This is a genomic window from Pseudomonas sp. PDM31 (assembly GCF_019218965.1).
In the GTDB taxonomy this organism is placed as follows: domain Bacteria; phylum Pseudomonadota; class Gammaproteobacteria; order Pseudomonadales; family Pseudomonadaceae; genus Aquipseudomonas.
The window spans coordinates 732,284-758,214 of the sequence record NZ_JAHUWS010000001.1 but is presented as its reverse complement, the minus strand read 5'-3'; the positions used below and the strand labels follow the sequence as shown (position 1 = coordinate 758,214).

The 25,931-nt window shown below is 58.1% G+C and carries 20 protein-coding genes and 3 pseudogenes; 14 read left to right on the top strand and 9 right to left on the bottom strand.

Features of this window, described 5'->3' with window-relative positions:
- The first annotated feature begins 36 nt into the window (after positions 1 to 36).
- The 4 genes and pseudogenes from KW839_RS03130 to KW839_RS27525 all read left to right on the top strand — a co-directional run.
- On the top strand, positions 37 to 1,248 hold the full coding sequence (locus KW839_RS03130) for an MFS transporter (protein ID WP_256352466.1): 1,212 nt from the start codon (positions 37 to 39) through the stop codon (positions 1,246 to 1,248).
- A 396-nt stretch (positions 1,249 to 1,644) separates the two neighbouring features.
- Entirely contained in the window at positions 1,645 to 1,974 is a 330-nt protein-coding gene (locus KW839_RS03125) for an antibiotic biosynthesis monooxygenase (protein WP_060543790.1), read from the top strand.
- Positions 1,975 to 2,468: 494 nt separating this feature from the next.
- Positions 2,469 to 4,196, top strand: a complete 1,728-nt coding sequence (locus KW839_RS28020; RefSeq protein ID WP_082457633.1) for a diguanylate cyclase — start codon at positions 2,469 to 2,471, stop codon at positions 4,194 to 4,196.
- Positions 4,190 to 4,409 (top strand): annotated as a pseudogene (locus tag KW839_RS27525) (hypothetical protein); the annotation flags it as partial. The gene KW839_RS28020 and the pseudogene KW839_RS27525, both read left to right, overlap by 7 nt.
- A 174-nt stretch (positions 4,410 to 4,583) precedes the next feature.
- On the opposite strand, the gene KW839_RS03110 reads toward KW839_RS27525, so the two are convergent.
- Both KW839_RS03110 and KW839_RS03105 read right to left on the bottom strand, forming a co-directional pair.
- Positions 4,584 to 4,970, bottom strand: coding sequence for a response regulator transcription factor (locus KW839_RS03110; protein WP_060543876.1), 387 nt, complete (start codon positions 4,968 to 4,970; stop codon positions 4,584 to 4,586).
- A gap of 41 nt (positions 4,971 to 5,011) precedes the next feature.
- Entirely contained in the window at positions 5,012 to 6,004 is a 993-nt protein-coding gene (locus tag KW839_RS03105) for a response regulator (protein WP_060543788.1), read from the bottom strand.
- A 354-nt stretch (positions 6,005 to 6,358) separates the two neighbouring features.
- On the opposite strand from KW839_RS03105, the gene KW839_RS03100 reads away from it, so the two are divergent.
- Positions 6,359 to 11,413 carry an ATP-binding sensor histidine kinase gene (locus tag KW839_RS03100; protein WP_218423412.1) on the top strand — a complete coding sequence of 1,685 codons (5,055 nt, stop codon included), beginning with the start codon at positions 6,359 to 6,361 and terminating at the stop codon, positions 11,411 to 11,413.
- Here KW839_RS03100 and KW839_RS03095 read toward each other — a convergent pair.
- Positions 11,312 to 11,815 carry a helix-turn-helix transcriptional regulator gene (locus KW839_RS03095; RefSeq protein WP_218423371.1) on the bottom strand — a complete coding sequence of 168 codons (504 nt, stop codon included), beginning with the start codon at positions 11,813 to 11,815 and terminating at the stop codon, positions 11,312 to 11,314. The genes KW839_RS03100 and KW839_RS03095 overlap by 102 nt on opposite strands.
- Before the next feature lie 365 nt (positions 11,816 to 12,180).
- Between KW839_RS03095 and KW839_RS03090 the strand changes: the two genes are divergently transcribed.
- The 6 genes and pseudogenes from KW839_RS03090 to KW839_RS03065 all read left to right on the top strand — a co-directional run bounded on the left by KW839_RS03090 (position 12,181) and on the right by KW839_RS03065 (position 19,275).
- Positions 12,181 to 13,131: a GlxA family transcriptional regulator gene (locus KW839_RS03090; RefSeq protein ID WP_218423370.1), complete on the top strand. Its 951-nt coding sequence runs from the start codon at positions 12,181 to 12,183 to the stop codon at positions 13,129 to 13,131.
- A gap of 137 nt (positions 13,132 to 13,268) precedes the next feature.
- Complete coding sequence (locus KW839_RS03085; protein ID WP_218423369.1) at positions 13,269 to 14,261, top strand: MBL fold metallo-hydrolase; 993 nt, start codon at positions 13,269 to 13,271, stop codon at positions 14,259 to 14,261.
- A 47-nt stretch (positions 14,262 to 14,308) separates the two neighbouring features.
- Entirely contained in the window at positions 14,309 to 15,208 is a 900-nt protein-coding gene (locus KW839_RS03080) for a LysR family transcriptional regulator (RefSeq protein ID WP_218423368.1), read from the top strand.
- 327 nt (positions 15,209 to 15,535) lie between these two features.
- A complete protein-coding gene (locus KW839_RS03075; RefSeq protein ID WP_218423411.1) occupies positions 15,536 to 17,374 on the top strand; it encodes an amidohydrolase in 1,839 nt (612 codons plus the stop codon).
- A gap of 84 nt (positions 17,375 to 17,458) precedes the next feature.
- Entirely contained in the window at positions 17,459 to 18,478 is a 1,020-nt protein-coding gene (locus KW839_RS03070; RefSeq protein ID WP_218423367.1) for an alpha/beta hydrolase, read from the top strand.
- 141 nt (positions 18,479 to 18,619) lie between these two features.
- Positions 18,620 to 19,275 (top strand): annotated as a pseudogene (locus KW839_RS03065) (hydrolase).
- Positions 19,276 to 19,685: 410 nt separating this feature from the next.
- Here the strand turns inward: KW839_RS03065 and KW839_RS03060 are convergent.
- Complete coding sequence (locus KW839_RS03060) at positions 19,686 to 20,561, bottom strand: LysR family transcriptional regulator (protein ID WP_218423366.1); 876 nt, start codon at positions 20,559 to 20,561, stop codon at positions 19,686 to 19,688.
- Between the two features lie 182 nt (positions 20,562 to 20,743).
- Positions 20,744 to 22,204, bottom strand: a complete 1,461-nt coding sequence (locus KW839_RS03055; RefSeq protein WP_218423365.1) for an L-lactate permease — start codon at positions 22,202 to 22,204, stop codon at positions 20,744 to 20,746.
- 132 nt (positions 22,205 to 22,336) lie between these two features.
- Between KW839_RS03055 and KW839_RS03050 the strand changes: the two genes are divergently transcribed.
- Positions 22,337 to 22,822 (top strand): Lrp/AsnC family transcriptional regulator, encoded by a 486-nt coding sequence (locus KW839_RS03050; protein WP_060543779.1) that lies wholly within the window; start codon positions 22,337 to 22,339, stop codon positions 22,820 to 22,822.
- A 39-nt stretch (positions 22,823 to 22,861) separates the two neighbouring features.
- On the opposite strand, the pseudogene KW839_RS27520 reads toward KW839_RS03050, so the two are convergent.
- Positions 22,862 to 22,999, bottom strand: a pseudogene (locus tag KW839_RS27520) (DUF6130 family protein); the annotation flags it as partial.
- Between the two features lie 192 nt (positions 23,000 to 23,191).
- Between KW839_RS27520 and KW839_RS03045 the strand changes: the two are divergent.
- Positions 23,192 to 23,806: a LysE family translocator gene (locus tag KW839_RS03045; RefSeq protein WP_060543778.1), complete on the top strand. Its 615-nt coding sequence runs from the start codon at positions 23,192 to 23,194 to the stop codon at positions 23,804 to 23,806.
- A 60-nt stretch (positions 23,807 to 23,866) separates the two neighbouring features.
- Here KW839_RS03045 and KW839_RS03040 read toward each other — a convergent pair whose 3' ends face one another.
- Positions 23,867 to 24,370 (bottom strand): hypothetical protein, encoded by a 504-nt coding sequence (locus tag KW839_RS03040; protein ID WP_218423364.1) that lies wholly within the window; start codon positions 24,368 to 24,370, stop codon positions 23,867 to 23,869.
- Between the two features lie 85 nt (positions 24,371 to 24,455).
- Here KW839_RS03040 and KW839_RS03035 point away from each other — a divergent pair, with 85 nt between their 5' ends.
- Complete coding sequence (locus KW839_RS03035; RefSeq protein ID WP_218423363.1) at positions 24,456 to 25,361, top strand: LysR substrate-binding domain-containing protein; 906 nt, start codon at positions 24,456 to 24,458, stop codon at positions 25,359 to 25,361.
- On the opposite strand, the gene KW839_RS03030 is transcribed toward KW839_RS03035, so the two are convergent.
- On the bottom strand, positions 25,362 to 25,544 hold the full coding sequence (locus KW839_RS03030) for a DUF1289 domain-containing protein (RefSeq protein ID WP_218423362.1): 183 nt from the start codon (positions 25,542 to 25,544) through the stop codon (positions 25,362 to 25,364).
- A gap of 2 nt (positions 25,545 to 25,546) precedes the next feature.
- On the bottom strand, positions 25,547 to 25,918 hold the full coding sequence (locus tag KW839_RS03025; protein ID WP_218423361.1) for a hypothetical protein: 372 nt from the start codon (positions 25,916 to 25,918) through the stop codon (positions 25,547 to 25,549).
- Positions 25,919 to 25,931 lie beyond the last annotated feature (13 nt).

Genomic DNA, 25,931 nt, shown 5'->3' with positions numbered 1-25,931 from the left:
GCTTCAGCCAACAACTATTTGATGAGAGGTTTTTGAATGAAGGCTCAAGTATTCGACTCCCCGGCTGGTGAGGCCCTCGGCACGCCGGGGACTGGGAAAATGCCGGCTTACTGGAGTGGCATCTTTGCGATGACACTGTGCGTATTCGCGTTGATCGCCTCGGAGTTCATGCCTGTCAGTTTGCTCACGCCGATCGCATCGGATCTGCAAATCAGTGAAGGACTGGCTGGGTATGGGATCGCCATCTCCGGCGCCTTCGCGGTGCTGACAAGCCTTTCGATTTCCAGGCTGGCGGGTTCAATGGACCGCAAGACGCTGTTGCTTCTACTGACCGGGATTATGTGTGTGTCAGGGCTGGTGGTCGGTCTGGCGCCGAACTATACGGTGTACATGATTGGGCGTGCGCTGATCGGCGTGGTGATCGGCGGATTCTGGTCGATGTCGGCGGCAATGGCCATGCGCCTGGTACCTGCCCATAGCGTGCCCAAGGCTCTGGCAATCTTCAACGGCGGCAATGCTTTGGCAACCGTAGTGGCCGCACCACTGGGAAGCTATCTGGGGAGTGTCATCGGTTGGCGGGGTGCTTTTTTCTGCCTTATTCCGGTAGCGATCATCGCGTTGATCTGGCAGTGGATCAGCCTGCCAGCCATGACGCCGGCGCCGCGCAAACCGGGCGCTGGCAATGTCTTCCGATTGTTTAAGAGCCCATTGGTCAGTTTCGGCATGTTGAGTGTGGGCATTTTCTTCATGGGGCAGTTTGTATTGTTCACCTATCTGCGCCCGTTCCTGGAAACCGTCACTGGTGTAGATGTATCCATGTTGTCGATGATCCTGCTGGTCATCGGCGTGGCGGGTTTTGTCGGGACCATTCTGATCGGCACTTTCCTGAAAACCGGAATGTACCGCGTCCTGGTCTGCATTCCACTCTTGATGGCCGCCATTGCACTTTCCTTGATTGTCCTTGGCGGCGGAGTCGTGGCAGCTTTTTTACTGCTTGGGCTGTGGGGCCTGATCGCGACGGCGGCGCCTGTGGGGTGGTGGTCGTGGTTGGCCAAGGCGTTGCCCAAGGATGCTGAAGCCGGTGGCGGCCTGATGGTGGCAGTCATTCAGCTATCCATTGCGCTGGGCTCTACCCTCGGCGGGCTGCTGTTCGACGGGAGCGGCTATCGCATGACATTTCTTGCAAGCTCTATCTTGCTGGTACTCGCAGCAGTGACGGCCTTTTTCACATCGCGAAACCAGGTTTAATAGAAGGCAGATTTGAGCAAGGCAGGCAACTGTCCACAATTTGTCAGATCGGGATTTGATCCTACGTCTGCTATTGGCCGCGTTCTGCCTCTCGCGACAGGCAGAACGCGGCCAAAAGCAGATCATGGCCGCGCTGCTAATCCGCCAGTAATGGGCGCAAAAGTCATGTCGCTTTTCCTCCTCACCTCATGTCGCGTTTCTAGCGCGACACTCAAGCCGAACAAGGAGTCAGGCATGGACAAGGAACGCTATCAGGCACAATCGGCGGAAAACATTACGCCAGATGCATCGTCTACTGATAGTTGGGAAGCCAACCAGCTAGCATAGGTTTGAGGCAAACCCAAGTCCGGTCAGTGCAATCATCGGCAACCAAACGCCGCGAAAGGAGCAAGGCCTATGTACTCTTCAACGTTCATCTTTGCCAAAAAGCAGTTTGATGAAGCCTTCCACCGACTCGATCAGGAAATCGCTGCAATCGCAAAAACGATCCCTGGTTACCTTGGCGAAGAAGCTTGGGAGAATCCACAGACTGGTCTCTTCTCCAATGTGTACTACTGGAGTTCTCTCGAAGCACTTCAGATATTGGTTCACCATCCCCGTCACCTTGAGGCAAAGGCTGCTCAGGAAAACTGGCTTGCCGGTTATCAAGTCATCATCTCTGAGGTCATCAAAACCTATGGTGACTCCAAGCTTGGCGAGAAATGGCCAATCGCAACAGCTACTTGATCATTCCATCGAACGACCGCAATTGGCCGATCTCAGCCCGTCGCCACCGTCGGTTTTGGGTCGGATAGCGACCACCAGCCATTGTGACTGATCCGCCCTTGTCCTACCTCAACGTGGAGGACGAGCCATGATCACCATCGCTATACAGCCATCAGCCTTGGAACACGGGAAAGCTGCTCGGTCAAGGCCCCGCGGGCCTGTGAAACAAGCAAGGACCAGCGCTTAATGGGTGCCTTTCATCAGTTTTCAGCATATTTCATCGTTCAGCGGCCGGCGATTCAACCTATGTCAGAGCGGTTTTGTCGAGGAGATGCCTTACTACGGCAGCTCCTGGCCAGCCGTGTTGTCGGGTACGAAGTAGCGCTTCCCGTAGAGATCCGCAGGTCAGAGAACCAACACCGTTGTAACTGAATCCGGCCGCCTTGGCCGAGCTGCCAGCTGAATTGAAACCTTGACCATTGTCCATCAGCGCATGGCGAACCGAGTCAAAAAACATGACAGAAGAACTTATGCCAAGTCCGCCATCTCCTTCTAGCCCATGCGCCGTGCCCCGTTTTGGACTCAGCAAGAAAATCGGGATTGTGTTCCTAGCGCTGCTGCTGCTCGGGCTTGGCAATATCCTGGTCGTGCACGCCATGTTCGCGGAATTCACCGGTTTTGACGAAACGATGCGGGTTGCGGGCAAAATGCGTTACCTCGGTCACCGGATGGCGCTCAACACCAGCAGCTTTGTGAACGGATGGTCTCCCGGCAAACAGGCTGCGCTGTCAGACATCAAGAGCTATGAGGATTCGGTCAGTACGCTGATGCACCGAGGAAACACAAATAGCGATCAAATACGGCGAATGACACCGCCACAGCAGCTCAAATTAGAAGAGATCAGAATCGCCTGGCAGCGCTACCGCGAAGATATTGAGTCGGCGCTGCTGCGCGGCGGTACCTCCCGTCCGGATGCAAGGCAGATGGGCGCTCTTGCCGAGAGTTCACAAAGTTTGCTCGACGATGTCGATCAGCTGATGGTATCACTGATAAAGGAGATGCACCGCGAACAGGAAGACGAGCTAAATATCGCTTATCTGTTGTTGGTGGTGGACATACTGTTCCTGGGTGGGATGTGGTTGATTGTCCGGCTAAGCTTCGTTCGTCCGGTGCTGAGGCTCGCGCAGGGCAGTCGCGAACTGGCAAACGGCAACTATCAAGTCCATATCGAACACCGGCCCAATGATGAGGTAGGGCACTTGGTGGATGCCTTTAATGACTCCGCGCGGCGGATCGGTACCCTGATTGGTAACCTCGAGCAGGAACACCTGAACCTCATGCGTGCTGAGTCGATGTTTCGTGGCATAGCTGAAACTTCAGCAGTCGGCGTCTACATAATCCAGGATCATAAATTCGTGTTTGCGAATACACGACTAGCTCAGATGTTCGGCGTTGAGCAACATAGGCTCCTTGAATCACTCGGCATGTTCGACCTGGTGGCGGAAGGTGATCACGATCTGCTCGAGGCCAATGTGCCAAAACGCTTGCACACAGATGGCAGGTTCGAGGGCCTGGCCAGCGAATACCAAGCGCGCAGGAAAGATGGATCGTTGTTCGATCTGGCGGTGTACGGATCGGGTATGTTTCTTGACGGACGCCCCGCAAAGATTGGCATCGCCATGGACATCACTGAGCGTAAGGCGGCTGAAGAAGTCATCCGCAAACTGGCTTTCTACGACCGAATGACCAGTTTGCCAAACCGCCGAATGATGGAAGATCGGCTGGGACAACTGATCGCGCTCGCCAAACGGGAAGAACGTAAGCTGTCGTTGCTGTTTATTGACCTGGACAAGTTCAAGGCGGTCAATGACCAACATGGGCATGAGGCGGGAGATTGGTTATTGGCCCAGGTCGCATCCCGTATGGGGTCTGTACTGCGCGAGTCTGATACCGCCTCGCGAATCGGCGGTGATGAATTCGTCATCCTCCTGCCGGATGCCCGGAATGCAGAAGATGCCGTTGTGGTCGCCGAGAAAATCCGCCTGGTACTTGAACAACCTTTTGTCATGGAGAACGGTGTAACACTCTCCATTTCATCAAGTATCGGCGTGGTGATATATCCTGACTTAGCTGACAATTTGCGCGATTTGCTGCGCTATGGCGACGAAGCCATGTACCGCGCCAAGAAGGGCGGCAGGAATGCCGTCGAGGTGTTTACCCTGTTGCCGCTGACCGAAAACTGAGCCAGTTCACCGTGTTGCTGCGCGATCAGCAGGAATTTCTTGTGGATCGCTATTCCAAACGCAAGGACGGCGCTGAGCAACTGCATGAATGTCTAGGCTTCAATCATTGGCACATTCCCCGAGGTTGGCTACAAACTCGGCAAGTGGCATGTCGTTGGTTGTTGGCGATTTGAGTTGTCAGGAGCCTCGAATTACCCAAGCAAAACTTGCTAATTTTCAGAGCTCGCCAAATGACTTTCGCGGTGGCCCAAGTTGATTTTCGCAATACGCATTAGGTTGAGAGCGGTCATTCGACGAATGTCTGGTTCTGGCCGATTTCTGACTGTCGCGAGCGGCAGATATCGGCTGTCGATCCAACCGCTCCACGCAGCAGATTAGCTAAATCCTTCAGGCTGGCATAAGTCGGGGGCCGAGCCCATGTTGAAGGGCAAACTCGACAGCGCTCAGCAGCGTGTCGCTGCTGAAGGGTTTGCGCAGGCATTTGATGGGCTCGAAGCGGCAGGATTCGGCCAGTGTCGCTTCATCCCAATCTGCCGACATGCAGATCACGGGGAATTTTCTGCCCTTGAGCGACAGCGCGCGCATGACGTCTATCCCAGACAAACCGGTCATTTTCAGATCGAGCAGCAGGCACGCTACGTCATCGAGGTTTTCCAGGGCCAGGAACTCTTCGCCCGAGGCGAATACCCTTGAGTGGTATCCGGCCGAACGGAGCAGATTAGCCAGGCTTTTGCGCACCGATTTATCGTCGTCCACGATATAGACAATGAGCATGGCACTGGACGATGGCGGGGGGGAGTTGCCAGTGTCGATCGTCATGAAGAGTCCTGCATGGCAAACGGTGCCTCTGCGGCAATCAAGCCATACAGGTTGACCAGGCTGACGAGCGAGCGCGTCTGCATCTTCTCCATGATGTGTTTGCGGTGGACTTTGGCGGTGACTTCACTGGTCCCCAGCCGGTTGGCGATATGTTTGTTGGACAGGCCCTCAACGATCAGCGGCAACACTTCGCGTTCACGGGGGGTCAACAACCCGGTGCGTTGACGGGCGCTTTGAATGCGTTGCCATTGCTTGAATGCAGTCGCTGCACGTTGGCGAGTGGTACGCAGGGTATCGAGCAATTGGTCGTCGTTAAAAGGCTTGATCAGAAACTCGACCGCGCCTGCCTTCATGGCCTGCACCGACATTGGGACGGTACCGAAACCGGTCATGAATATGACTGGCCATGGATGTCCACGTTGGCTGAGTGCCGTTTGCAGTTCCAGGCCTGTCGCTTCGGGCAGGCTTATATCGAGCAACAGGCAAGCGGGGCCGATGTCGAGGTCAGCGCTGAGCAATTCTTCGGCCGAGGCGAATATCCGATGTGCGATACCTTCTGCCCGCAGCAGGCGGCTTAGCGCTGTACGCACGGACGCTTCATCGTCGACGATAAACACCGGCACGCTGTCAGGATCAATCGTCGCCAGACTCTCAGGCACAAGAGAGGCCTGGACGACTGGAGGGAACAGCGGCAGGGGGAGTTCACGTTGTTTCAATAATCGGTAACCTCGCCTCGGGACCGTCTGGATGATTTCTTTTTTTCCGAGCAACTTGCGTAGCGAGGAAATCTGCACTTGAAGGTTGTTTTCCTCGACGACGGTGTCGGGCCATACCTGTGTGATCAATTCATCTTTACTGACGATCCGGCCATCGGCCTGCATCAACACCAAGAGTATTTCGAACGCCCGACCACCAACACGCAGCGGCTGGCCATCACGAAATGCTTCGCGCTGTTCCAGGGAAATAGTAGTGTGGCCGAGTTGGATCATGTAAACCTCTGCACTGAGGTGTTGAAGAAAGTGACGTGGGCACTTTTGTTGATCAGGGCTACACGCTAGGGGACAGCCGCGCATAATTCAATTATCCCGAGGGATAACACTCCGTGATTTCAGTGCGCGAAACTACCCACAGGAGGGGCGCTCGACGGCCAACATAGTGCCAGTAGCGGACATCATCACCTGAACGCAACCATTGAGCCAAAAGCCGTGCATATACTGCGACCTCAGCCTGAAACGAATCTTTGGCGGTGATTGTTCATGCTCAGCAGTTCTCTCACTTCATCCAATTCCCGTGATCCTGATGCCATCGGCGTTGAAGCCTGGCTGGAACGTTGCAGCTTCGAATTGCTGCGCCGGGAAAACGACCTGACCTGGTTCGCGATTCAGGATAGGCAATCGGGCACCCGCTGGCTCGGCGCCCGGGCTCCGATCCAGCAGCCTGCCACGTGCCAGCGGTTGGAGCGCGATTTTCACCTGCACCTGGACCTGGCCTGGTCGATTGCCCCTGTCTCGTTAATCCGCTCGGCCGAGGGCCCTTTGCTGATCTATCCCGTGTCGGGAACGCCGCTGGTTGATCTGATCAGTGACACAGGACTGCCATTGGAGCGCTGGCTGACCATTGCGGTAGCGGCGGCCAACGCGCTGTCCAGCGTCCAGAAAGCGGGCACGCGACATGGCAATCTGTTACCCCATCACCTCATCTTGGACGCCGCCGATTCAGTCAGGCTCCTGGGTTTCCATAGCCATGCCCGGGAAGCTCACGCCGCAGAGTTGCCCTGCCTGGAACAATGGCCGTATCTGGCGCCCGAGCAAGTACAGCGTGAGACCCCCCGTTTTGACGCGCGTAGTGATACGTACGCCCTGGCCGCAATCCTTTATCAAGCGCTGACTGGCCGCCTGCCCCTCACAGCCCGCGCTGCGTCTCAATGGCAGCACGTGCACGCCGCCGTCCAGCCGCAATCGCCGGCGATCCATGTTGTCGATCTGCCGGAAGGCATCTGTCGAGTGCTGCTCAAAGGCTTGGCGAAAGAGCCGGGTGCCCGCTATCAGTGCGCCGAATCCATGGCCGCGGATCTGCTCTGGTGCCAGCAGCAGTGGCGGGAGCACGGGCGCATCGATGGGTTTAGGCTGGGCGCCTTCGATGGGCTACCTTCAGTGACCCCCGGTGATGTTCTGTTCGGTCGAGAGGCCGAGTGCACGCAACTGATAGAGCAGATGAATCAGGTGCGCAGCGATGGCATCGCCCGGGGCCTGCTGGTTGGGGGGGCACCGGGTGCCGGCAAGTCGACGCTGATCCATCAGGGTGTCCGCCCCCTGGCGCCCGGTTATTGGGCGAGCGGTAAAAGCAATCTCCTGCAGCAGGAAATTCCATATGCACCATTGGTGGAAATTTTCAGATCGCTGATGACTCAGTTGCTGGGCAAGCCAGCTCAGGAGTTGGAGGCGCTGGGTGAGCAATTGGTCGAACGGCTGAAGGGGAGGGGCCGGATTTTGGTGGAACTGGTACCCGAAGCCGAGCTGGTCATTGGTGCCACGTCTGAACTGCCGAACATGTCGGCCCGACATGCGCTCGATCGCGCCAACCGGACCCTGCTGGATGTACTGCAAGTCTTCACCCAGCCGGGACGGCCACTGGTGCTGTTTGTGGATGACGTCCAGTGGGCGGACGATTTGACGCTGTCATTCCTGCACGCCTTCGCCGCCCGGCCACCCCGGCATCTGGTGCTGATCCTGGCGTACCGCGATTGCGAGGCGCAGGCCCTGGAATGTGAAGGTGGATTGCTGGAGGTGCTGGGCCGTGGGCAATCGCTGTCCTGCGCAAGTGTCAGGTTGGGGCCATTGTCGATCCCTGCGGTCGCGCAACTGATCGCCTCTGAACTGGACACTGACGCTCAGAATATTGAGGCGCTCGCGCAAGTCGTACACTACAAGACGGCGGGCAACCCCCTCTTCGTCAGCCAGGTGTTGCGGGCGTTGATCGAGGAACGCCTGGTGCGCTTCGACGTGCAGGAACGCCGCTGGGCCTGGAGCCAGGAAGAGGTGGGCGGTTATCGCTACGCTGATAACGTCGCAGACCTGATGGTGCTGCGACTCGACCGTCTGCCATCGATGGAACGCGAAGTGATGCGCACGGCCGGATGCGTCGGTGGGCGCTGTGATGAATCGCTGCTGCATCGGCTGTTGCCACACGACCCGGAACAGATCGCCCGTGATGTGCAAAGCCTGATCAATGCGGGTTTTCTGCTGCGCGAGCAAGAGCAACTGGTGTTTCCTCACGACCGTGTACTTGAGGCAGCCTGTCAACTGCCTGCACCCGCTGGGCGCGCGGCCGAGCATGCGCGTATCGCCGCTGTCATGCTTGATCACTGGGATGAACAGATCCATGAGCGTGTGTTCGAAGTCGCCAGCCAGATCAAGCGCATTGACGCCAATGAACTGGAGGCGCATCGCTGTGCCGCGTTCGTCGAACTGTTGATTGAAGCGGCTGAACGCGCCAGGAACACCGCTGCGGTAGAGCAAGCCGTGGAGTATCTGCGCACCGCCGAATGCCTGCTCGGCCAGGCGGGGTGGTCGAGCCTGTACACCCAGGCGTTCGCCACTCAATGGCTGGCGGCCGATTGCGACATGCTGTTGGCCGACCTGGCCGGCGCCCAGCGTCGCCTCGATGACTGCCTGGCTCACGCCACCACCGCGTTGGACCGAGCGAAAACTTGTCGCTTGCGGGCTACGTTGCGCACGCTGCACTCCGATTACGAAGGGGCGATCACCGAGGCGCAGAACGGTCTGATCCTGCTGGACATTCCCCTGCAGCGCAGGCCTTCGCAGGAACAGCTTGACCTGGCGTTTGCCCGAGTGCGCACACTCGTTGGCACACGCCGTATTGCTGAACTGTTTGATTTACCCAAGGCCGACGATCCGCGTATCGAGACGGCTATGGAGTTGCTCAGTACGCTGATTTCCTCGTTGTTCGTCAATGACGACATCCGCTTGTTGCATCTGGCGAAAATGGTCGAACTCACGCTGATGCATGGCACCACGCCGAGCGTTGGTTACGGATTTTCCTGGTTCGGCGTGATGATTGCCGAGCGCTTTGGCGAATATGTGGACGGGCAGGCCTTCGCGGAGGTCGCCCTGGAACTCATTGACAAGCATGGCTATGAAGCCGGGCGCACAGGAACGCTGGTTGCGCTGGATCAGGTCAGCCCCTGGACCCGGCCCATGGCGTATGCCCGGCAGAAGGCTTTCGCTGCGTTGGAGTGCGGCCAGGCCGCTGGCGACCTGGGTATGTCCTGTTATGCCTGCAACCACATCGGCTCTGACCTGCTGTTCATGGGCGAACCCTTGCAAGGGGTATTGAGTGAGCTGGACCGGGGCCTGGCCTGGGTGAGTCAGTTTCATTACGTCGACATCGAGCGCATCCTGCTGGCGCAACAGGCGTTTGCTATCGATCTGCGCGATGGGCGCCCGCATCGGCCGCTGGGCGAACTGGACGTTACGGAGCATGACCGTTTCGGCGCCATTGATCGTACTCGCGTGTCACAACCGACGCTTTTCTGGTCGTGGTTGTATTCGGGCATGTCTGCGTTTTATTTTGGCGATATCGCTTACGCGTTGAGGCGTTTCGAGGAGGCCGCCGCGTTGGCCTGGTCCATTCCGGCGCATATCAATCTGGCCGATTACTACCTGTTCTACAGTCTGGCAATGGGCAGTGCGCAGGCGCCGGGCGACGAGGCCGAGAAGCTGGAAAAACTTGAGCAGCAACGCCTGCGGTTCCTGCAATGGGTGGAGCTCAACCCGACAACTTTCCGCAACAAACTTCTGCTGATTGAGGGTGTGATCGCCCGTTTACGCGGGCAGGACCTGGTTGCCATCCGCTGCTTCGACCAGTCGCAAATCGCAGCGGCGGCGGCCGGTTTCATCCATGAGCAGGCGCTGGCCCATGAACAGCTGGCCAATATCTGCCTGGCGAATGGGCTGGCATCGGGTGCCACTCACCACCTGCACGTCGCGCGCGATTGCTACCAACTGTGGGGCGCTGATGGCAAGGCACGTCAACTGGAGGCCTTGCATCCGAATATTGTTGAAGCCCCGGCGTTCGAGCCTGCCCGGCCTGTGACCCAGGTTCGCCTCGATCTTGAAGTGGGGATCGAGGCGGCGCGTGCACTTTCGCAGGAGGTATTGCTCGAACGGCTGGTCGAAACCCTGATGATTCACCTGATGGTTCAGGCGGGTGCCGACCATGGTGTGCTGATGATCGTGAGTGACGCGCAACTGCAACTGGCGGCGGCCGCGACTGTCGAAGCCGGCAATGTGCGGGTCGTCATGGACGCCGAGCAGTCACTCGAACAACTGACGCCGCTCGCAGTGCTCAACGCCACCATGCGCACGCGCACGCCCCTGGTGCTGGACGATGCCCGGACAGACTGTCCTGAGGCGTACAGCGCCGACCTGCAACAGCGTCAGACACGTTCCATGTTGTGCCTGCCGCTGCTCAAACAAGGCACATTGATCGGCCTGGTCTACCTCGAAAACAGCCTGCTCCCCAAGCTGTTTAGCGCCGAGCGCCTGACGATGCTTGAAATGCTCGCCTCCCAGGCCGCCGTGTCGCTGCAAACGGCCAGGCTGTATGCGCAACTGGTCGAGGACAACCAGTTGCGCGCGCAGATGGAAGCGGATTTGCGCAGTTCCCGGGCGGAACTGGCGCGTAGTTCGCACCTTAAAGTCATGGGTGAGCTTTCTGCTTCGATTGCCCATGAAATCAGCCAGCCGCTGCTGGGTATCCTGGCCAATGCCTCGGCGAGTCTGCGTTGGCTCAAGCGCGATCAGCCCGATTTGGAGGAGGCAATTCAGGGGCTGGAAGACATCCGGTCAGACAGCGCCCGTGCCACCGACATCATCCAGGCGCTCCGCGCGCTTGCCAAACAGGCCCCTTTGCAACGGTTGCCGGTGCAAATTGACCATCTGATCGGTGAAGTCGTGCGCTTGACCGCCCCCGACCTGGCGAACCGCGACGTGCGGCTGGAAACCCGGCTCAATGCGCAATGCTCGGTTTGGGTCGATGCCGTGCAGATTCAGCAGGTGGTATACAACCTGATCACCAATGCGCTGGAAGCCATCGCCGGAACCGGAGCGTCGGATGGACGCATCACCATCGACTCAGCGGTCGAAGGTGACTATGTACATGTCTGCTTGCAGGACAACGGACCGGGAGTCGGCGCGCAAGAGCGCGAGCAGATCTTCGATGCGTTCTATACCACCAAAGGCAGCGGCATGGGCATGGGGCTGGCCATCTGCAGGTCAGTGGTCGGCGCGCATGGAGGGACGTTGGTGGTCCAGGACAGCGAGCAAGGTGCCCGGATTTGTTTCAGTTTGCCGCTCACGCCAGTCAGCGCTGGATAAAAAGTGGCTGCTTGCGATGGCGTGATGAAAGTTGTGGCGCCAGGCCTTCGGTGTCACCCCCTCCAGGCGACTGAACGTGCGGGTGAAATGCGGGTGATCGGCGAAACCGCATTCATAAACCACGTCCGTTATTGCCATTGAAGTGATCAGCAGGCGTTTCGCTTTTTCAATCTTCATCCGCAACAGCCAGTCTTGAGGCGAGTGACCGGTAACCTTTTTGAACGCGCGGGAGAAGTGGCTGCGTGACAGGTTGCATTGCTGGGCAATTTCGCCGATGCGCACGCAGTTGTCCATGTCACGCAGCATCAACTCCTTGGCGCGGCGCTCCTGCCAGCCGGAAAGCGATCCCAGCGGTCGCGCAAGAGAGCAGGGAGTGTCTGAGTCAGCCGATTGTGGGTTCATGGCGGCAATCCTTATCGTTCAGGAAAGTCTGTCCGCCAACGGCATTTAAAGTCCTTAAGCAAACCTTAAGAGTTATTAAACGGGCCTTGTCACAGGCATTGGACAGCACGCCGTTATAGGCGGGCGAACCGCTGCAAGTTGCCAACAGCCCCCAAGACCGAATCTCCTGCCTGGATTTCCTCCAATAGAGGAGTGGGTTAGCTTTTTGAGTAAAAAGACGAGGAGGGTCTCAATATTGTCTCTTTGCGCTTGACAATTTTTTAGGCAAATCACTTATTCTTCTTCGATAATCGCGCCGCCCGCTCAGGCACAACGCCCAGCGTTGGCATTGCGTTTCCATCTCTTGCAAAAAGTGATTTCGCCCCATGAAAAACGTGGCAATGGTGCTGTATCCGGACTTTCTTCTGCTCGATATGTCCGGGCCCATGGAGGTTTTTTCCCTCGCCAATCGTTTTCTGGAACCAGACAACCATTATCAGTTGTCATTGATCGGCACCGAACAGGGCTCGCTGCGAGCGTCCAACGGTGTCAGCGTTCAGGCCGATGTGCATATCGACCAGGCGTGCGACAGCTATGACCTGCTGCTGGTGCCGGGTGGGCCAGGGGCCTATAACGACAAACACCCTCGGTTGCTCGACTGGCTACCGGCAGCGGTGAGTCGGGCCAGTTGCTATGGCTCGATCTGCACAGGGGCTTTCGTGTTGGGGCATGCTGGTTTGCTGGACGGCTATCGGGTGACGACTCACTGGCATTACACAGAGCGGTTGATTCGAGCCTTCCCCAAGGCAACGGTCGAGACCGATCAGATTTATATCCAGGACCGCACCCTGCTTACCTCGGGTGGTATCACTGCTGGCATCGACCTCGCACTGGCATTGGTCGCCCAGGATCACGGCAAGAAAGTCGCCCAGGACGTAGCCAAAGTACTGTTGGTGGTGATGAAGCGCCAGGGTGGACAGGCGCAGTTCAGCCCGTTGATGGCCGCGGTGGCGCCACATGAAACGTCGGTGACGCGGGTGCAGAATTATGTACTTGAACACCTGGACGAAGCTTTCAACATTGAGCGCATGGCCAGTCTGGTGAACATGAGTACACGACATTTCGCCCGGGTGTTCTCACGTGAGGTGAATATGACCCCGATGGAATTCCTGCAGAACGCACGCATTGACCGCGCCAGGAGCCTGCTGGAGAGCAGCGACCTGCCGCTCAAGACCGTGGCCTACAAAAGTGGTTTCGGCAGCGTGCGATACATGCGCTCACTGTTCAGTGACAAACTCGGCCTGACCCCTGTCCAGTACCGCGAGCAATTCAGTTAGAGCACGATTGGCTGCCCTGCGCACCACTGCGTTAAATCAGCACATTGCTGCAATTTTCACGGTGGTGGCTCGTGCATGATCGTCTTTCTTCGGCTGGAGTGAATGGCCGTTTTTCTGACTCGATCAAGAGGTGAGGCATGAAGCATTCTCTGGTTTGCACACTGCGTGTACTAAGTCTGGCATTCGTGCTGACATCGGTTGGCGTCCAGGCTCAGGCGCCGATTCAGGGTACACAGGTCCCTGGCTTCTACCGGTTGGCGGTGGGGGATTATGAAGTGACGGCGCTGTTCGACGGTTACAACGATCTGTCGCCCAAGCTGCTGCAGGGCATGAGCCAGAGTCAGATCCGCGCGTTGCTCGCCCGTCGCTCGATTGAATCCCCAGGCGTGCAGACAGCGTTCAACGCCTTCCTGATCAATACCGGCAAGCAACTGATCCTGGTCGACACCGGGGCAGGGCAGTGCATCGGCGCTACGGCCGGCCAGCTCCCGGCCAACATGCTCGCGGCCGGCTACAAGCCGGAGCAGGTCGATGCCATCCTGATCACGCACCTGCATCTGGATCACGTCTGCGGCCTGGTGGATAACCAGCAACAGCCGGTCTTCGCTAATGCCACGGTGTATGCCGCTCAGGCCGAAGCCGACTTCTGGCTCGACCCTCAGGCGCTGGCCAAGGCACCGGAGGCGGCCAAAGGCTTCTTCAAAATCGCCCAGAATTCCACTGCGCCTTACATCGCCGCGGGGCGCTTCAATACCTTTGCCCCTGACCAATCGCCGTTGCCGGGTACGGTCGAGGCCAAGCTGGCGGCCGGACACACGCCGGGCAGCACCACCTACCGCTTCACGTCCCAGGGGCAGAGCATCCTGTTCATGGGTGACCTGGTGCACAACCTTGCCGTGCAGTTCCCGCATCCGGAGGTATCGATCGGTTTCGACGTCGACCACACGCAAGCGATCAAGAGTCGCGACCAGGTATTCAGCGCCGCCGCCAAGAGCAAGACCTGGGTGACGGCTGCGCATTTACCGTTTCCCGGTATCGGCCATATCAGCGCCGTGGGCAAGCAGTTCGAGTGGGTGCCGGTGGAATACGGCCCATACAAACGCGCGGCCAACGTACCGCTGATCGAGTAACGTGTGCTGCACCTGCGCCTGACTCAACCCACAAGGACACCACGCCCATGAACCGAAACGATCTGCGCCGCGTCGACATGAACCTGCTGGTCATTTTCGAAGCGCTTATGTTCGAAAAGAACCTGACCCGGGTTGCCGAAAAGCTGTTCATGGGCCAGCCGGCGGTGAGTGCGGCACTGGGGCGTTTGCGCGACCTGTTCGACGATCCGTTGTTGTTGCGCAACGGTCGCGGCATGGAACCGACAGCGCGGGCACTGGCGATTCTCAAAGAGCTGCAACCGGCGATGGACACCATCTCCGGTGCGGTCAGCCGGGCCAAGGCGTTCGACCCGCAGAGCAGTTGCGATGTGTTTCGCATCGGCCTGTCGGACGATGCCGAGTTCGGTCTGTTTCCGCCGTTGTTGCGGCAGTTGCAAGAGGAGGCGCCCGGGATCGTCGTGGTGGTGCGCCGCGCCAACTACCTGCTGATGCCGGCGTTGCTGGCGTCCGGGGAAATTTCGGTGGGCGTGAGCTACACCACGGATCTGCCGGCCAATGCCAAGCGCAAGAAGTTACGTGATATAGCCTGCAAGGTGCTGCGCGGGGATGATCGGCCGGGCCCGTTGACCCTGGACGAATACTGCGCACGACCCCATGCGATGGTGTCGTTTTCCGGTGACCTGAGCGGCAACATTGACCTGGATCTGGCCAAGGTCGGGCGGTGCCGCAAGGTGGTGTTGGGGGTGCCGCAGTTCAGTGGCTTGCGCGCATTGCTCGCGGGCACCGAAATGATCGCCACGGTGCCGGACTATGCCGCTTGTGCGTTGGTAGAGGGCTGTGGATTGCGCGCCGAGGACCCGCCGTTCGAGATTGAGGCGGCGCAGTTGTCGATGGCCTGGAGCGGGGTGCATGACAATGATCCGGCAGAGCGCTGGTTGCGCTCGCGGATTGCCCAGTTCATGTCCTAGACCTTCAAACTCACCTGCGCCCGGATGTAAAAGAAAGCGCGTTCCGCAGATCCTGGTGCTCTCGCAACGAGAGCACATACAGTCAATTTTCCCCGCCACCGCATCGGCACAATTGAATCCCGGCGTCGACTTCGACGTCGGTGATCTTTCCAATTGTGTGGCAAGCCTGCGTCGCCCACGAACGCCTGGAGCCTCTCCATGACCAATGACAACGACCCGACGGATCCGCTGCGCCGACAATTGCTCGCTGCCGGGTCCTTGCTCAGCGCGGCGGTGGCCTTCTGGCCGCGACTGAATTTCGCCTCTTCCCCTGCAGAAGGATATTCGATGAGCGCCGAGCTGATTCTATTCAATGGTCAATTCCATACCGTCGACCGTGAGAAACCCCGGGCCAGTGCGGTAGCCATCAGCCAAGGGCGCTTTGTCGCGGTTGGAACCGATGCCGAGGTCATGGCGCTGCGGGGCAGTGGCACCCAGGTCATCGATTTGAAGGGACGCACGGTCATTCCAGGCCTCAATGACTCCCACCTGCACCTGATCCGGGGCGGCTTGAACTACAACCTGGAACTGCGTTGGGAAGGGGTACCGTCGCTGGCTGATGCGTTGCGTATGCTCAAGGACCAGGCCGACCGCACACCGACACCGCAATGGGTGCGAGTGGTGGGTGGCTGGAATGAATTCCAGTTTGCCGAAAAACGTATGCCGACCCTGGAAGAACTCAACCAGGCGGCGCCCGATACACCGGTGTTCGTCTTGCACCTTTACGACCGGGCGCTGCTCAATCGTGCAGCCCTGCGCGTCGCCGGCTACACCCGAAACACGCCGAACCCGCCGGGTGGCGAGATCGTACGCGACAGCAACGGCGAACCTACCGGCATGTTGGTGGCGCGGCCCAATGCGATGATTCTGTATTCGACCCTGGCCAAGGGGCCCAAGCTACCCCTGGAATATCAGGTCAACTCGACACGCCAGTTCATGCGCGAGCTCAATCGCCTGGGTTTGACCAGCGCCATCGATGCCGGCGGCGGTTATCAGAATTATCCGGATGACTATCAGGTGATCGAGCAGTTAGCCAGGGATGGTCAGCTGACTGTGCGCATCGCCTATAACCTGTTCACCCAGAAACCCAAAGAGGAACTCACCGACTTCAAGAACTGGACCGGCAGCGTCAAGCTGCACCAGGGTGACGACTTCCTGCGGCACAACGGCGCCGGGGAAATGCTGGTGTTCTCCGCCGCCGACTTCGAGGACTTCCTTGAACCACGTCCGGACCTGCCGCAAACCATGGAGCAGGAGCTGGAACCAGTGGTGCGCCATCTGGTGGAACAGCGTTGGCCGTTCCGCTTGCACGCCACCTATGACGAATCGATTTCGCGCATGCTCGACGTGTTCGAGAAGGTCAATCGTGACATTGCGTTCAATGGCCTGCCTTGGTTTTTCGACCACGCCGAAACCATCAGTGCGAAAAATATCGAGCGGGTGCGTGCTCTCGGTGGCGGTATTGCGATTCAGGATCGCATGGCGTTTCAGGGCGAGTACTTCGTCGACCGCTACGGCGCCAAGGCCGCCGAACAGACCCCGCCGATCAAACGCATGCTGGCCGAAGGCGTGCCGGTGGGCGCCGGTACCGACGCTACCCGGGTATCGAGCTACAACCCTTGGACATCCCTTTATTGGATGGTCAGTGGCAAGACTGTCGGCGGCATGGAGCTGCATGCCGAAGGCCTGCCTCGACAAACCGCGCTGGAACTCTTTACCCATGGCAGCGCCTGGTTCTCCTCGGAGCAGGGTAGGAAAGGCCAGATCAAGGTCGGGCAAATGGCCGATATCGCGGCCTTGAGCGCGGATTTTTTCAGTGTCGAAGAAGAAGCCATCAAGTGGATCGAGTCGGTGCTGACCGTGGTTGACGGCAAGGTCGTGTACGCCGCCGGTGATTTCGCAAAACTCGGACCGGCCAGTGTGCCGGTACTGCCGGACTGGTCGCCAGTGGTGAAAGTCCCCGGTCACTGGCGGCCGAACTCACCGTTACAGGCGCAGGTTCACCAGTGCAGCGGGCCGTGCGCCGTGCACTCCCACAGCCATGAGCGGGCGCGTTTGTCGAATGCGCCGGTCAGTGATTTTGCCGGTTTCTGGGGCGCCTTCGGCTGTTCCTGTTTTGCTTTCTGATCAATAAAAGCGTCGACCGAAGCTGAACTGCTTGCTGACCTTTTGACATTCAAACTCAAACCAAAACGAAAAAAGGGATTACCCATGGACCTCATCCAGAAAACGCTGGCCACCACTCTCCTGGCTCTTTGCGTAGGCAATGCTTTTGCCGCAGGCAGTGCGGGCGTAGAGCACAACACCCAGGCCTTCCTTGAAGCCCTGGCAGCCGGCGGCGGAAAACCGCTGGAGCAACTGAGCCCGAAGGACGCCCGTGCGGTGCTGACAGGTGCCCAGGCGTCGGTGAAGGTTGATCTGTCCGGCGTCGAAGTCAGCGACCGCTCAATCCAGGTTGGTGGGCAAAACATCAACCTGAAAATCGTCCGCCCGGCCAAGGTCAAGGGTGAGTTACCAGCGTTCATGTTTTTCCACGGCGGCGGCTGGGTCCTGGGCGACTTCCCGACTCACCAACGCTTGATTCGCGACCTGGTAGTGGGCTCCGGCGCCGTCGCGGTGTATGTCGATTACACGCCGTCTCCGGAAGCGCAGTACCCGACAGCGATCAACCAGGCCTATGGCGCGACCCGCTGGGTGGCCGAGCATGGCAAGGAGATCGGCGTCGACGGTAAGCGGCTGGCGGTCGCCGGCAATAGCGTCGGCGGTAACATGGCGGCGGTCGTGGCGTTGATGGCCAAGGAACAGAAAGCCCCGGCCCTGCGTTTTCAGTTACTGATGTGGCCGGTGACCAATGCCGGGTTCGACAATGGCTCATACCAGCAATTTGCCGAGGGCCACTTCCTGACGAAGGGCATGATGCAGTGGTTCTGGGACAACTACACCACCAACCCGGCCGAGCGCGCACAGATCCACGCCTCGCCGCTTAACGCCAGCGCCGACCAACTCAAAGGGCTGCCGGCAGCCTTGGTGCAAACAGCCGAGTTCGACGTGTTGCGTGATGAAGGCGAAGAATATGCCCGCCATCTGGATGCGGCAGGCGTGCCGGTGACCGCGGTACGCTACAACGGCATGATCCATGATTTCGGCTTGCTCAATCCGCTGAGCTCGATTCCCGAGGTCAAGGCTGCGGTGCGTCAGGCAGCGCTGGAGCTCAAAACACACCTGAACTGAGCCGCCAGAATGAAGCCTGCCTTGCGGCAGGCTTCTCATTGATCTGACCTCACCCAAGACACAGGACAAGGATGCAAGCCTGGCAAAGTCGAACACCTCAAAGTGAATGGGTAGTTTCCCAGCCACAATGGAGCGATAACCATGCCTACCGCATCTGCAGTACCCGGCAAGACTCTACTGAAACCTGTCGATCACACCCTCATCATGATCGATCACCAGTCACAAAATGTCCTTCGCCACCAAATCCATCGACGCGACGAGGCTGCGCAACAATGCAGCGCTGGTTGCCAAAGCAGCCAAGGAGTTTGAGGTTGCGACCATCTTGATGACGGTCGCAGAGAAGAGCTTTTCCGGGCCTGTCTTCGACGAAATCAAGTCGGTTTTTCCCGATCAGCACGTCATTGACCGCACCAGCATGAACACCTGGGAAGATCCGCGTATTGCCGTAGAGGTGAATCGTCACGGCAAGGCACAAGATTGTGCTGGCCGGTCTATGGACATCGGTCTGTATTGTTGGCCCGGCGCTCTCTGCCCTGGATCAAGGTTTCGAGGTGTATTTCATCGCTGACGCTTGTGGTGACGTATCGGTCGAGGCTCATGAGATGGCCATTCAGCGCATGGTACAACTTGGCGCACGCCCGATGACATCCCTGCAATATCTGCTTGAGTTGCAACGTGACTGGGCCCGTACCGAAACCTGCGACGCCATGGTGAAAACCTCCATTGAAAATGGCGGCGCTTATGGTTTGGGGCTGATCTACGCCAAAACCATGTTCAACGCTTCCGAAGGCCACTGATCCTGGGTGTTGAAGTCACGCTCAAACTGGCTGCGGTTTGAATGACGGTGTCAAAACCTGAGTGAAGGTTCGTAATAACGCCCCCTGAGTGGTTAATGCTGTTCACTTAACACGATCATCAGGCAAGTACAAAATCTGTGGCGAGGGGGCTTGCCCCCGTTGGGCTGCGAAGCGGCCCCAAAACCTACCATCGGGGCGTATCAGGTAAACCACGTGCAATGGTTTTGCGACTGCTTCGCAGCCCAACGGGGGCAAGCCCCCTCGCCACGGTTTTCAATTGCCTGAAAATCGCCGTAAGTGAACAGCATTACCCTGAGTGGGGCGTTTTTTTAACCTCTGGATGAACCGCCCGGGATTTTGTAGCTGGCAACCCGATCGGTGCAATTGCTGCAAATATTGACGGCCAGGCATCACCCATCTGCACCTGAAAACGCCGAGACAATTTCATCGATCATGACGCGGACTCTGGCGGTGTGCCGCAGGTCTGCGTGAGTCACCAGCCACACACCATAGGGTTCCGGTCGTGTGCGCTCCGGCCACAGCCTGACCAGCCCGTCTCTTTCCCCCATGTACACCGGAATTTCCCCTAAGCCTATCCCGGCAGCGATGGATCGGCGCACCAGCAGGCCGGAGCTCAGGCTCGACACGATCCGCCCGCGAGTTATCGGCTCCGACACCAGCGTCATGTCTTTGTTGCCTTGCAGATAGGGCTGGTATACCACCAGATCGTGCCCCTCGAACGCCGAGCCCGGCTCCGGGATGCCGTGTGTATCGACATACCTTTGAGACGCGAAAAGACCTACCGGCCAGCGGGCGAGCCGTCGGGCGATCAGGTCCGGGTTGTCCGGCCGGGTATTGCGCACGGCGATGTCGGCCTCGCGTTTGGACAGGCTGAGAATCTGCGTCGAGGCGTCCAGTTGCACGCGCACGTCAGGGTGCCGTTGATGCAAGCGAGCAATCGCCGGGATCAGGAAGTCGATGGCCAGAGAGTCTGTTGTGCTGACCCTGACGAGTCCGGTCAGTCGATCGTCGAGTCCTTGAATCCGGCGCTCGAGTTCGAGCGCTGAATGTTCCATTTTTTCCACTGCCTGCAACGCCGCTTCGCCGACAGCCGTCAATGCATAGCCCTCGGAGGTGCGCAGAAACAGCTTGGCACTCAGGGACTTCTCCAGCGCAGTGATCCGCCGGCCCACTGTCGCCTGATCGACACACAGCACCCGCGCGGCACCTCGAAGCGTCGACTCTCGACACACCGCCAGAAACACCCGTGCATCATCCCAGTTCATACGGCTCCCCTAGATTGAGTTCGATATCGAACGGTGCGACAAGCACCCCATCGTTCAGGCTTTCGCGCACCAGATTGAGGTCGCCCACCGCTGGCTCAAACCCATCTTACTAATCTAGAGACCACCGCATGACCGCCACTATTACTCTCAGCCTGGCCGGTGGGCCAGATGCTGTTCGAGTGCTATGCAAACCACACACTCAACAACCCTGCGCCCAACGCGACCAACGCCGTATTGATGCAGACCAGCGCGAAGCCGAACCTGACCAGTTCGCCTTCCTCCCTGGCCTGGGTTTTAGCGAGGCCAAGGATCAGCATGACAACCGACAGCGAGCCCAGCGCGGCATGCCCTGCGGAGCTGTTCTGGACGGCTGCCAGCAACAGGCGGGAGGACTCGGGCAGCATCGCGATGGCCGGCATGAAGATCGCGTTGCCGCCAACATTCGACCCGGTCATGTAGCCGGACAGCGCGCCAAACACGGCAACCAGCGACGTCGCGGCAGCGGGCGACAGGCCTGCGAGCATTTGCATCAAACCCGTCAGGAAGCCGGCCTTGACCATCATCTGCGACATCGCGAGAAAGAAGAAAATGGTCAACAGTGGTCGCTTCGCCCGTGCCATCAACGCAACCGGCATGCTGACCTCAAGCGCTGTCTGGCGTTGTGTGTTGCGCGCGTGAAACCCCAACCCGATCAGCACCAGAACCAGCGCCAGGCCCGGTGAGGCGAGTGGCTTCCAGGTGACCTGGGTGCCCTGTACGACCCAGTGATCCTGCCAGGAGGTGATCGTCCAGACGATCTTCAACGCGACAATGCAGACAATCAGCACCAGATACGGCCATGCCTGACGCGGCCATTGCACTGCACTGCGCTCACTATCGTTGCGATGCAGACGCCAAAGCCCGGCAGAAAGTACAGCCGCTGCGGTCACCAGGCCCGCAGCAACACCGGCCACTTCCGGCCCCAGCCATCGGCTGACACTGTAAAGCACGCCCACAAACACTAGCCAGAAAGAGCCCAGTGCCGTCCATTCCCGGGAGTCACGAACGCCTGCCAGGTATAACGCGATGGCACTGAGCACCAGAAAAACCGGGGCGCTGGTCAGCGCCGAGGTCGAAGCCAGCGCGGATGCGTCCAGGTGTACCAGCGAAGCACCAATGACCGTTGCCAATCCCAGTGTTCCCCATGGCATGATTGCCATGCCAGTCAGTGCTATTCGTAGCGCGACCCGACGTTCGAAGAGACTGAGCAGCAGCGGTACCGTAGCGATCAACGACACGCCGAAGCCGGTCATCGCTTCGAGCAACGGTGCCAGTCCAAGGACGATGAACGCTACCTGGTCGCCACGTCTGAGCCCCAATGATTGCACCCATTGGCTCAGCGCCAGGTTGACGCCCATGCGCTCGATAAAAATCACGAAGAGCAAACCTGGAACGATCACGAACGCCGTGCTTGCAAACAGCACGGCCGTGTCCTGAGCGGCGGCCACCATACTGTCCGGGCGCCACGCATCGGCGGCGCCGGCGAGCCAGAGCACCACCACCAATAGCGTGCCTGCAATGGCGGCGTGAACGGGTGGCCGACGTAGCACGACGAGCATGGCTGTAACCAACAGGACAGGGGAAAGATGGAACAGTGCGAGCATACCGATATCATCCTGTGTGAGTATCCAACCAGGGCTGCGTCTGCAGCCTGCTGGCAAGATAATATTTCTCTCGGCTAGATAAAGGGCCGCAGTTTTCTGCTAGTTTTCGAGAAAATTTCTCACGGGTTCACCATGGCAAAAAACGACGCTGCACCTGAATCGCTGGACAAATTCGACCGCGCCATCCTGGAACTCGTACAGCGCGACAACACCATGCCTCTGCGCCTGATGGCCGAGCAGGTCAATCTCTCCACGGCCGCCGTGCAGCGCCGCATCAAGCGGATGGAGGAGGGTGGTGTCATCACAGGCAACGTAGCCATCGTGGATCCCACCGCCGTGGGACGGCCGATCACGATCATTGTGGAAGTGATGACCGAGCGCACCAGTATCAAGGAACTGGAGGCGATGAAGGCACACTTCGCTGTGCCCGAAGTGCAGCAGTGCTATTACGTCACTGGCGAAGTGGATTTCGTCCTGGTGTTAACCGTTGCCAGCATGAACGAATACCAGGCGTTGGCGCGGCGATTGTTTGCCGAAAACCCCAACGTGACCTGGTTCAAGACAATCGTGGCACTGGACCGTGTGAAAGTCGGGTTTGAGGTGCCTAGCGTGCTGTGATGACCTCTGGTTCAGGGGCGTCTTGCGGATCGAACTTGTTCAGGGTTTTAGCGTGTGTCCATCGTCCATTGAGGGCACGTCCGATGGTTTCTTCTCGGGAACAACGAAACTCACTGTCGTGCTGGTGAGGATGTGGTGAGTCGGGTCTGCCACTTCCAGAAGCACCCGATGATTACCATCCCGATCCCTGACCACCTCATCGCCGGGCAGGGTTTACTTAGCTTAAAAGATCACTGTATCGGAGTTTATTGTTGGATCTGTGTCTGACTGTCCGCCCCTTCGCTCGCTAGCATGGATGCTCTGGCGGCGAAAAACGTGATGAAATCTTCAACCAGACGCTGGTACCGATCAGCGCTAAGAGGGATCGAAATGTTCGACAGTACCGCGGTGCTCACTGTTTTCTGGGTTTATCTGGCGGGCGTAGTGATTCCGGGGCCGAACTTCGTCGCCGTTGTTCACAAGGCAGTAGCCGCAACACGTGCCGAGGCGTTGGCGTTAGTCGCCGGTATAGTGACCGTGAACCTGCTCTGGTCTGGCTGTGCGATCACAGGCCTGGGCCTTGTGTTTGCAGCCTTCCCATGGGCAGCACTGGTTATGAAGATAATGGGTGCGGCGTACCTGATGTGGTTTGGCGTACGCCTGATCGTTAAAGCAGGCAAGCATCCCGCCTTACGGCCTTGTGAGGGCACGGTTGGCAGCGTCCGGAAATCTTTCTTTCAGGGTGTCGTCACCAACATCGGCAATCCTAAATCCATGGCCTTCTACGCCGCCGTCTTTTCAGCAGCAGCCCCCGCCCACCCCTCGGTCAGCACCTTCGTCTCAATGCTGGCGGTTGTGGTGGTCGTTTCGCTGACCTGGTATGGACTGGTTGCGGTGGCTTTGTCACAACCAAGGATTTCCTCGGCATATCAGAAGGCTCGGAAAGTGATTGATCGCCTGTGCGGTGGTCTGATTCTTGGCCTGGGAGTACGACAGCTGACCTAAGTATTAAATCGACCGCGAGAGGTGGGGAGACTCCGCTATCGGCCAAGAGGAGCCGTTCAATCAAGGACGGTTTACGGTCAAATTTTCGGATGGCGCGGTCTGTGTCCAAGCTTGATGAGCGGCCAATTCCTCAGTTCCAAACCTTTGTAGCTCCAGGCCGATATTACTCAGTCTCTCCAAGCGGGCGCTTTCTCCCAGCACATAAGGCTTCTGCTCTTGACGCGGAAGAAAACCCTGATGCATCCGCACCTCAAAAATTGTCCGTGAAACCCCGTTGATACTTTCTACAAAGGATGTCGAAACCGGTGAGCGCTGAACGCTTGCTTGATGTACCACCGCCCCCACTTCCGTTTCCGTTTCCGTTCCTCGAATCCTGAGCAATGCCCACTCTTTTCCAGGTGAGCCAGACATGACCAGTTCAACGGAGACGCCTCCATTCCCTTCGTAACCTCGTACGATTGGCCTTTCTAAGCTGGAGGCGGCATAACAATAATTACCCGCACAAAGCCCTGCCACTGTTGCGATGATTACCAATGGCGAAATGAGCGCTTTCAAACACGACATGCTGCTTTCTCAATGAACAAGGCAGCGCAGCATAGAAAACTCTAAGCTGTTGACCTATAGCACTGCTTATCCATAAGCTGTGCATATGACGTACAGCTCAGACGATATCTTCCCTCCCTTCGAAGCCCTGCAAGCTGCCATTACCGCCGCTAGAATCGGCTCCTTCAGTGCTGCGGCAGCGGAACTGGAAGTTACCCATGCGACCATCAGCCGACGTGTGGAAATGGCTGAAAAATGGTTTCAATGTTCCTTGTTCGACCGCCATGCGCGCGGTGTCACCGTTACGGCAACGGGACAAATCGCGCTGGCCAAAGTCGCTCATGCCTTCGAACAACTGAAACAAGCGCGACAGCTCCGGCCCGTCGGCCAAATCTTGCCCATTGTCAAATTGGCCACTACGTCATCCTTCGCACGTTTCTGGTTGATCCCGCGCCTGTCCGAACTGGAAGGTACGACTAAGGATTTACGTATTGAACTGGTCACCTCAGCGCTCAATGCCAGCCTTTCCTCAGGCGAGGTAGATCTGGCCATCAGATATGGGCGTGGACAATGGAATGACGGAGACGAGGAGCCACTGTTCGAGGAGTCGCTTTGCCCCGTGGCGTCACCCGAAGTACTCGCCATGAACGAACAGCCGTTGTCCTTGATACAGGACACTGCGCTACTACACACCGGCGACACGACACTGTGGCGAGCGTGGATGAGCCATCACGGCAAACGCCTGACTTCGAAGCCTATCGACAGGGTGATGGGTGACTACGCCCAGGCAATCGAAGCCGCCCGCTCAGGATTGGGCATCGCACTCTGGAATCCGGCGATTCACGCCCTTGATGCATTCAATGGACAATTGATTGCGTTAAACGAATTGAGCTGCCCAAGCCCGCTGAGGTTCTTCCTGTTGTCGAAGCCTGGCCCGGCTCATACACCGCCAATGAGGGTTCGGTCGAGACTTCGCCGGTTATTGAGTGATGGCTTCATCCTGAGCAAGTGACTATCCCTGTGCTTTCTTCAGCCCTTTCAAGCGCACATTCGCCCTTTGCACAGCGGCCATTTTTTCAGGCCGCTTCATGCGTTTCCATTTTCTGATGTCTTCCTTGCTTCGCCCGCAGCTCACACATAGCTCACCACTGAGCTGGCAAACTGAGATGCAGGGATTCTCGATTTCTTTAGCCATTGTCAGGCACCTTTGGCCACGCGCGATTGAGTCAGGCGGGTTTTCCAGTCGCCTCCGTGAATTCGCTGACACTCCTCCTCAGAGTCGAAGAGGACACTGTGGCCTGAAGGGATCAGGTCGATGTTGGCCTCATTCAACGCGATGGCCGTCAACTCAAAGATGCGCGCCTTAGCGTCAACCAGGGCGAGCTTTCTGTCAGCCAGGGTCTCGAATACCCAGATTACCTTCAGGGTTTGAGCCAACGCGTTCAGGTCAGCGATGTGGGTGAGCCAAACAAAGCCTTTGATTTCACCTTTTGCTGTTTCGCACGCCTCGGTGAGCGCGCTTATCAACCGACGTTCGATTCGTGCCAGTTCACGTTTCCCTAGAGGCATTACAGGTTCCTTT

Excerpts from the sequence above, each read along its gene's own strand:
- KW839_RS03130 (WP_256352466.1), top strand. The coding sequence starts at position 37 with ATGAAGGCTCAAGTATTCGACTCCCCGGCTGGTGAGGCCCTCGGCACG.
- KW839_RS03125 (WP_060543790.1), top strand. The coding sequence starts at position 1,645 with ATGTACTCTTCAACGTTCATCTTTGCCAAAAAGCAGTTTGATGAAGCC.
- KW839_RS28020 (WP_082457633.1), top strand. The coding sequence starts at position 2,469 with ATGACAGAAGAACTTATGCCAAGTCCGCCATCTCCTTCTAGCCCATGC.
- KW839_RS03110 (WP_060543876.1), bottom strand. The coding sequence starts at position 4,970 with ATGCTCATTGTCTATATCGTGGACGACGATAAATCGGTGCGCAAAAGC.
- KW839_RS03105 (WP_060543788.1), bottom strand. The coding sequence starts at position 6,004 with ATGATCCAACTCGGCCACACTACTATTTCCCTGGAACAGCGCGAAGCA.
- KW839_RS03095 (WP_218423371.1), bottom strand. The coding sequence starts at position 11,815 with ATGAACCCACAATCGGCTGACTCAGACACTCCCTGCTCTCTTGCGCGA.
- KW839_RS03090 (WP_218423370.1), top strand. The coding sequence starts at position 12,181 with ATGAAAAACGTGGCAATGGTGCTGTATCCGGACTTTCTTCTGCTCGAT.
- KW839_RS03085 (WP_218423369.1), top strand. The coding sequence starts at position 13,269 with ATGAAGCATTCTCTGGTTTGCACACTGCGTGTACTAAGTCTGGCATTC.
- KW839_RS03080 (WP_218423368.1), top strand. The coding sequence starts at position 14,309 with ATGAACCGAAACGATCTGCGCCGCGTCGACATGAACCTGCTGGTCATT.
- KW839_RS03075 (WP_218423411.1), top strand. The coding sequence starts at position 15,536 with ATGAGCGCCGAGCTGATTCTATTCAATGGTCAATTCCATACCGTCGAC.
- KW839_RS03070 (WP_218423367.1), top strand. The coding sequence starts at position 17,459 with ATGGACCTCATCCAGAAAACGCTGGCCACCACTCTCCTGGCTCTTTGC.
- KW839_RS03060 (WP_218423366.1), bottom strand. The coding sequence starts at position 20,561 with ATGAACTGGGATGATGCACGGGTGTTTCTGGCGGTGTGTCGAGAGTCG.
- KW839_RS03055 (WP_218423365.1), bottom strand. The coding sequence starts at position 22,204 with ATGCTCGCACTGTTCCATCTTTCCCCTGTCCTGTTGGTTACAGCCATG.
- KW839_RS03050 (WP_060543779.1), top strand. The coding sequence starts at position 22,337 with ATGGCAAAAAACGACGCTGCACCTGAATCGCTGGACAAATTCGACCGC.
- KW839_RS03045 (WP_060543778.1), top strand. The coding sequence starts at position 23,192 with ATGTTCGACAGTACCGCGGTGCTCACTGTTTTCTGGGTTTATCTGGCG.
- KW839_RS03040 (WP_218423364.1), bottom strand. The coding sequence starts at position 24,370 with ATGTCGTGTTTGAAAGCGCTCATTTCGCCATTGGTAATCATCGCAACA.
- KW839_RS03035 (WP_218423363.1), top strand. The coding sequence starts at position 24,456 with ATGACGTACAGCTCAGACGATATCTTCCCTCCCTTCGAAGCCCTGCAA.
- KW839_RS03030 (WP_218423362.1), bottom strand. The coding sequence starts at position 25,544 with ATGGCTAAAGAAATCGAGAATCCCTGCATCTCAGTTTGCCAGCTCAGT.
- KW839_RS03025 (WP_218423361.1), bottom strand. The coding sequence starts at position 25,918 with ATGCCTCTAGGGAAACGTGAACTGGCACGAATCGAACGTCGGTTGATA.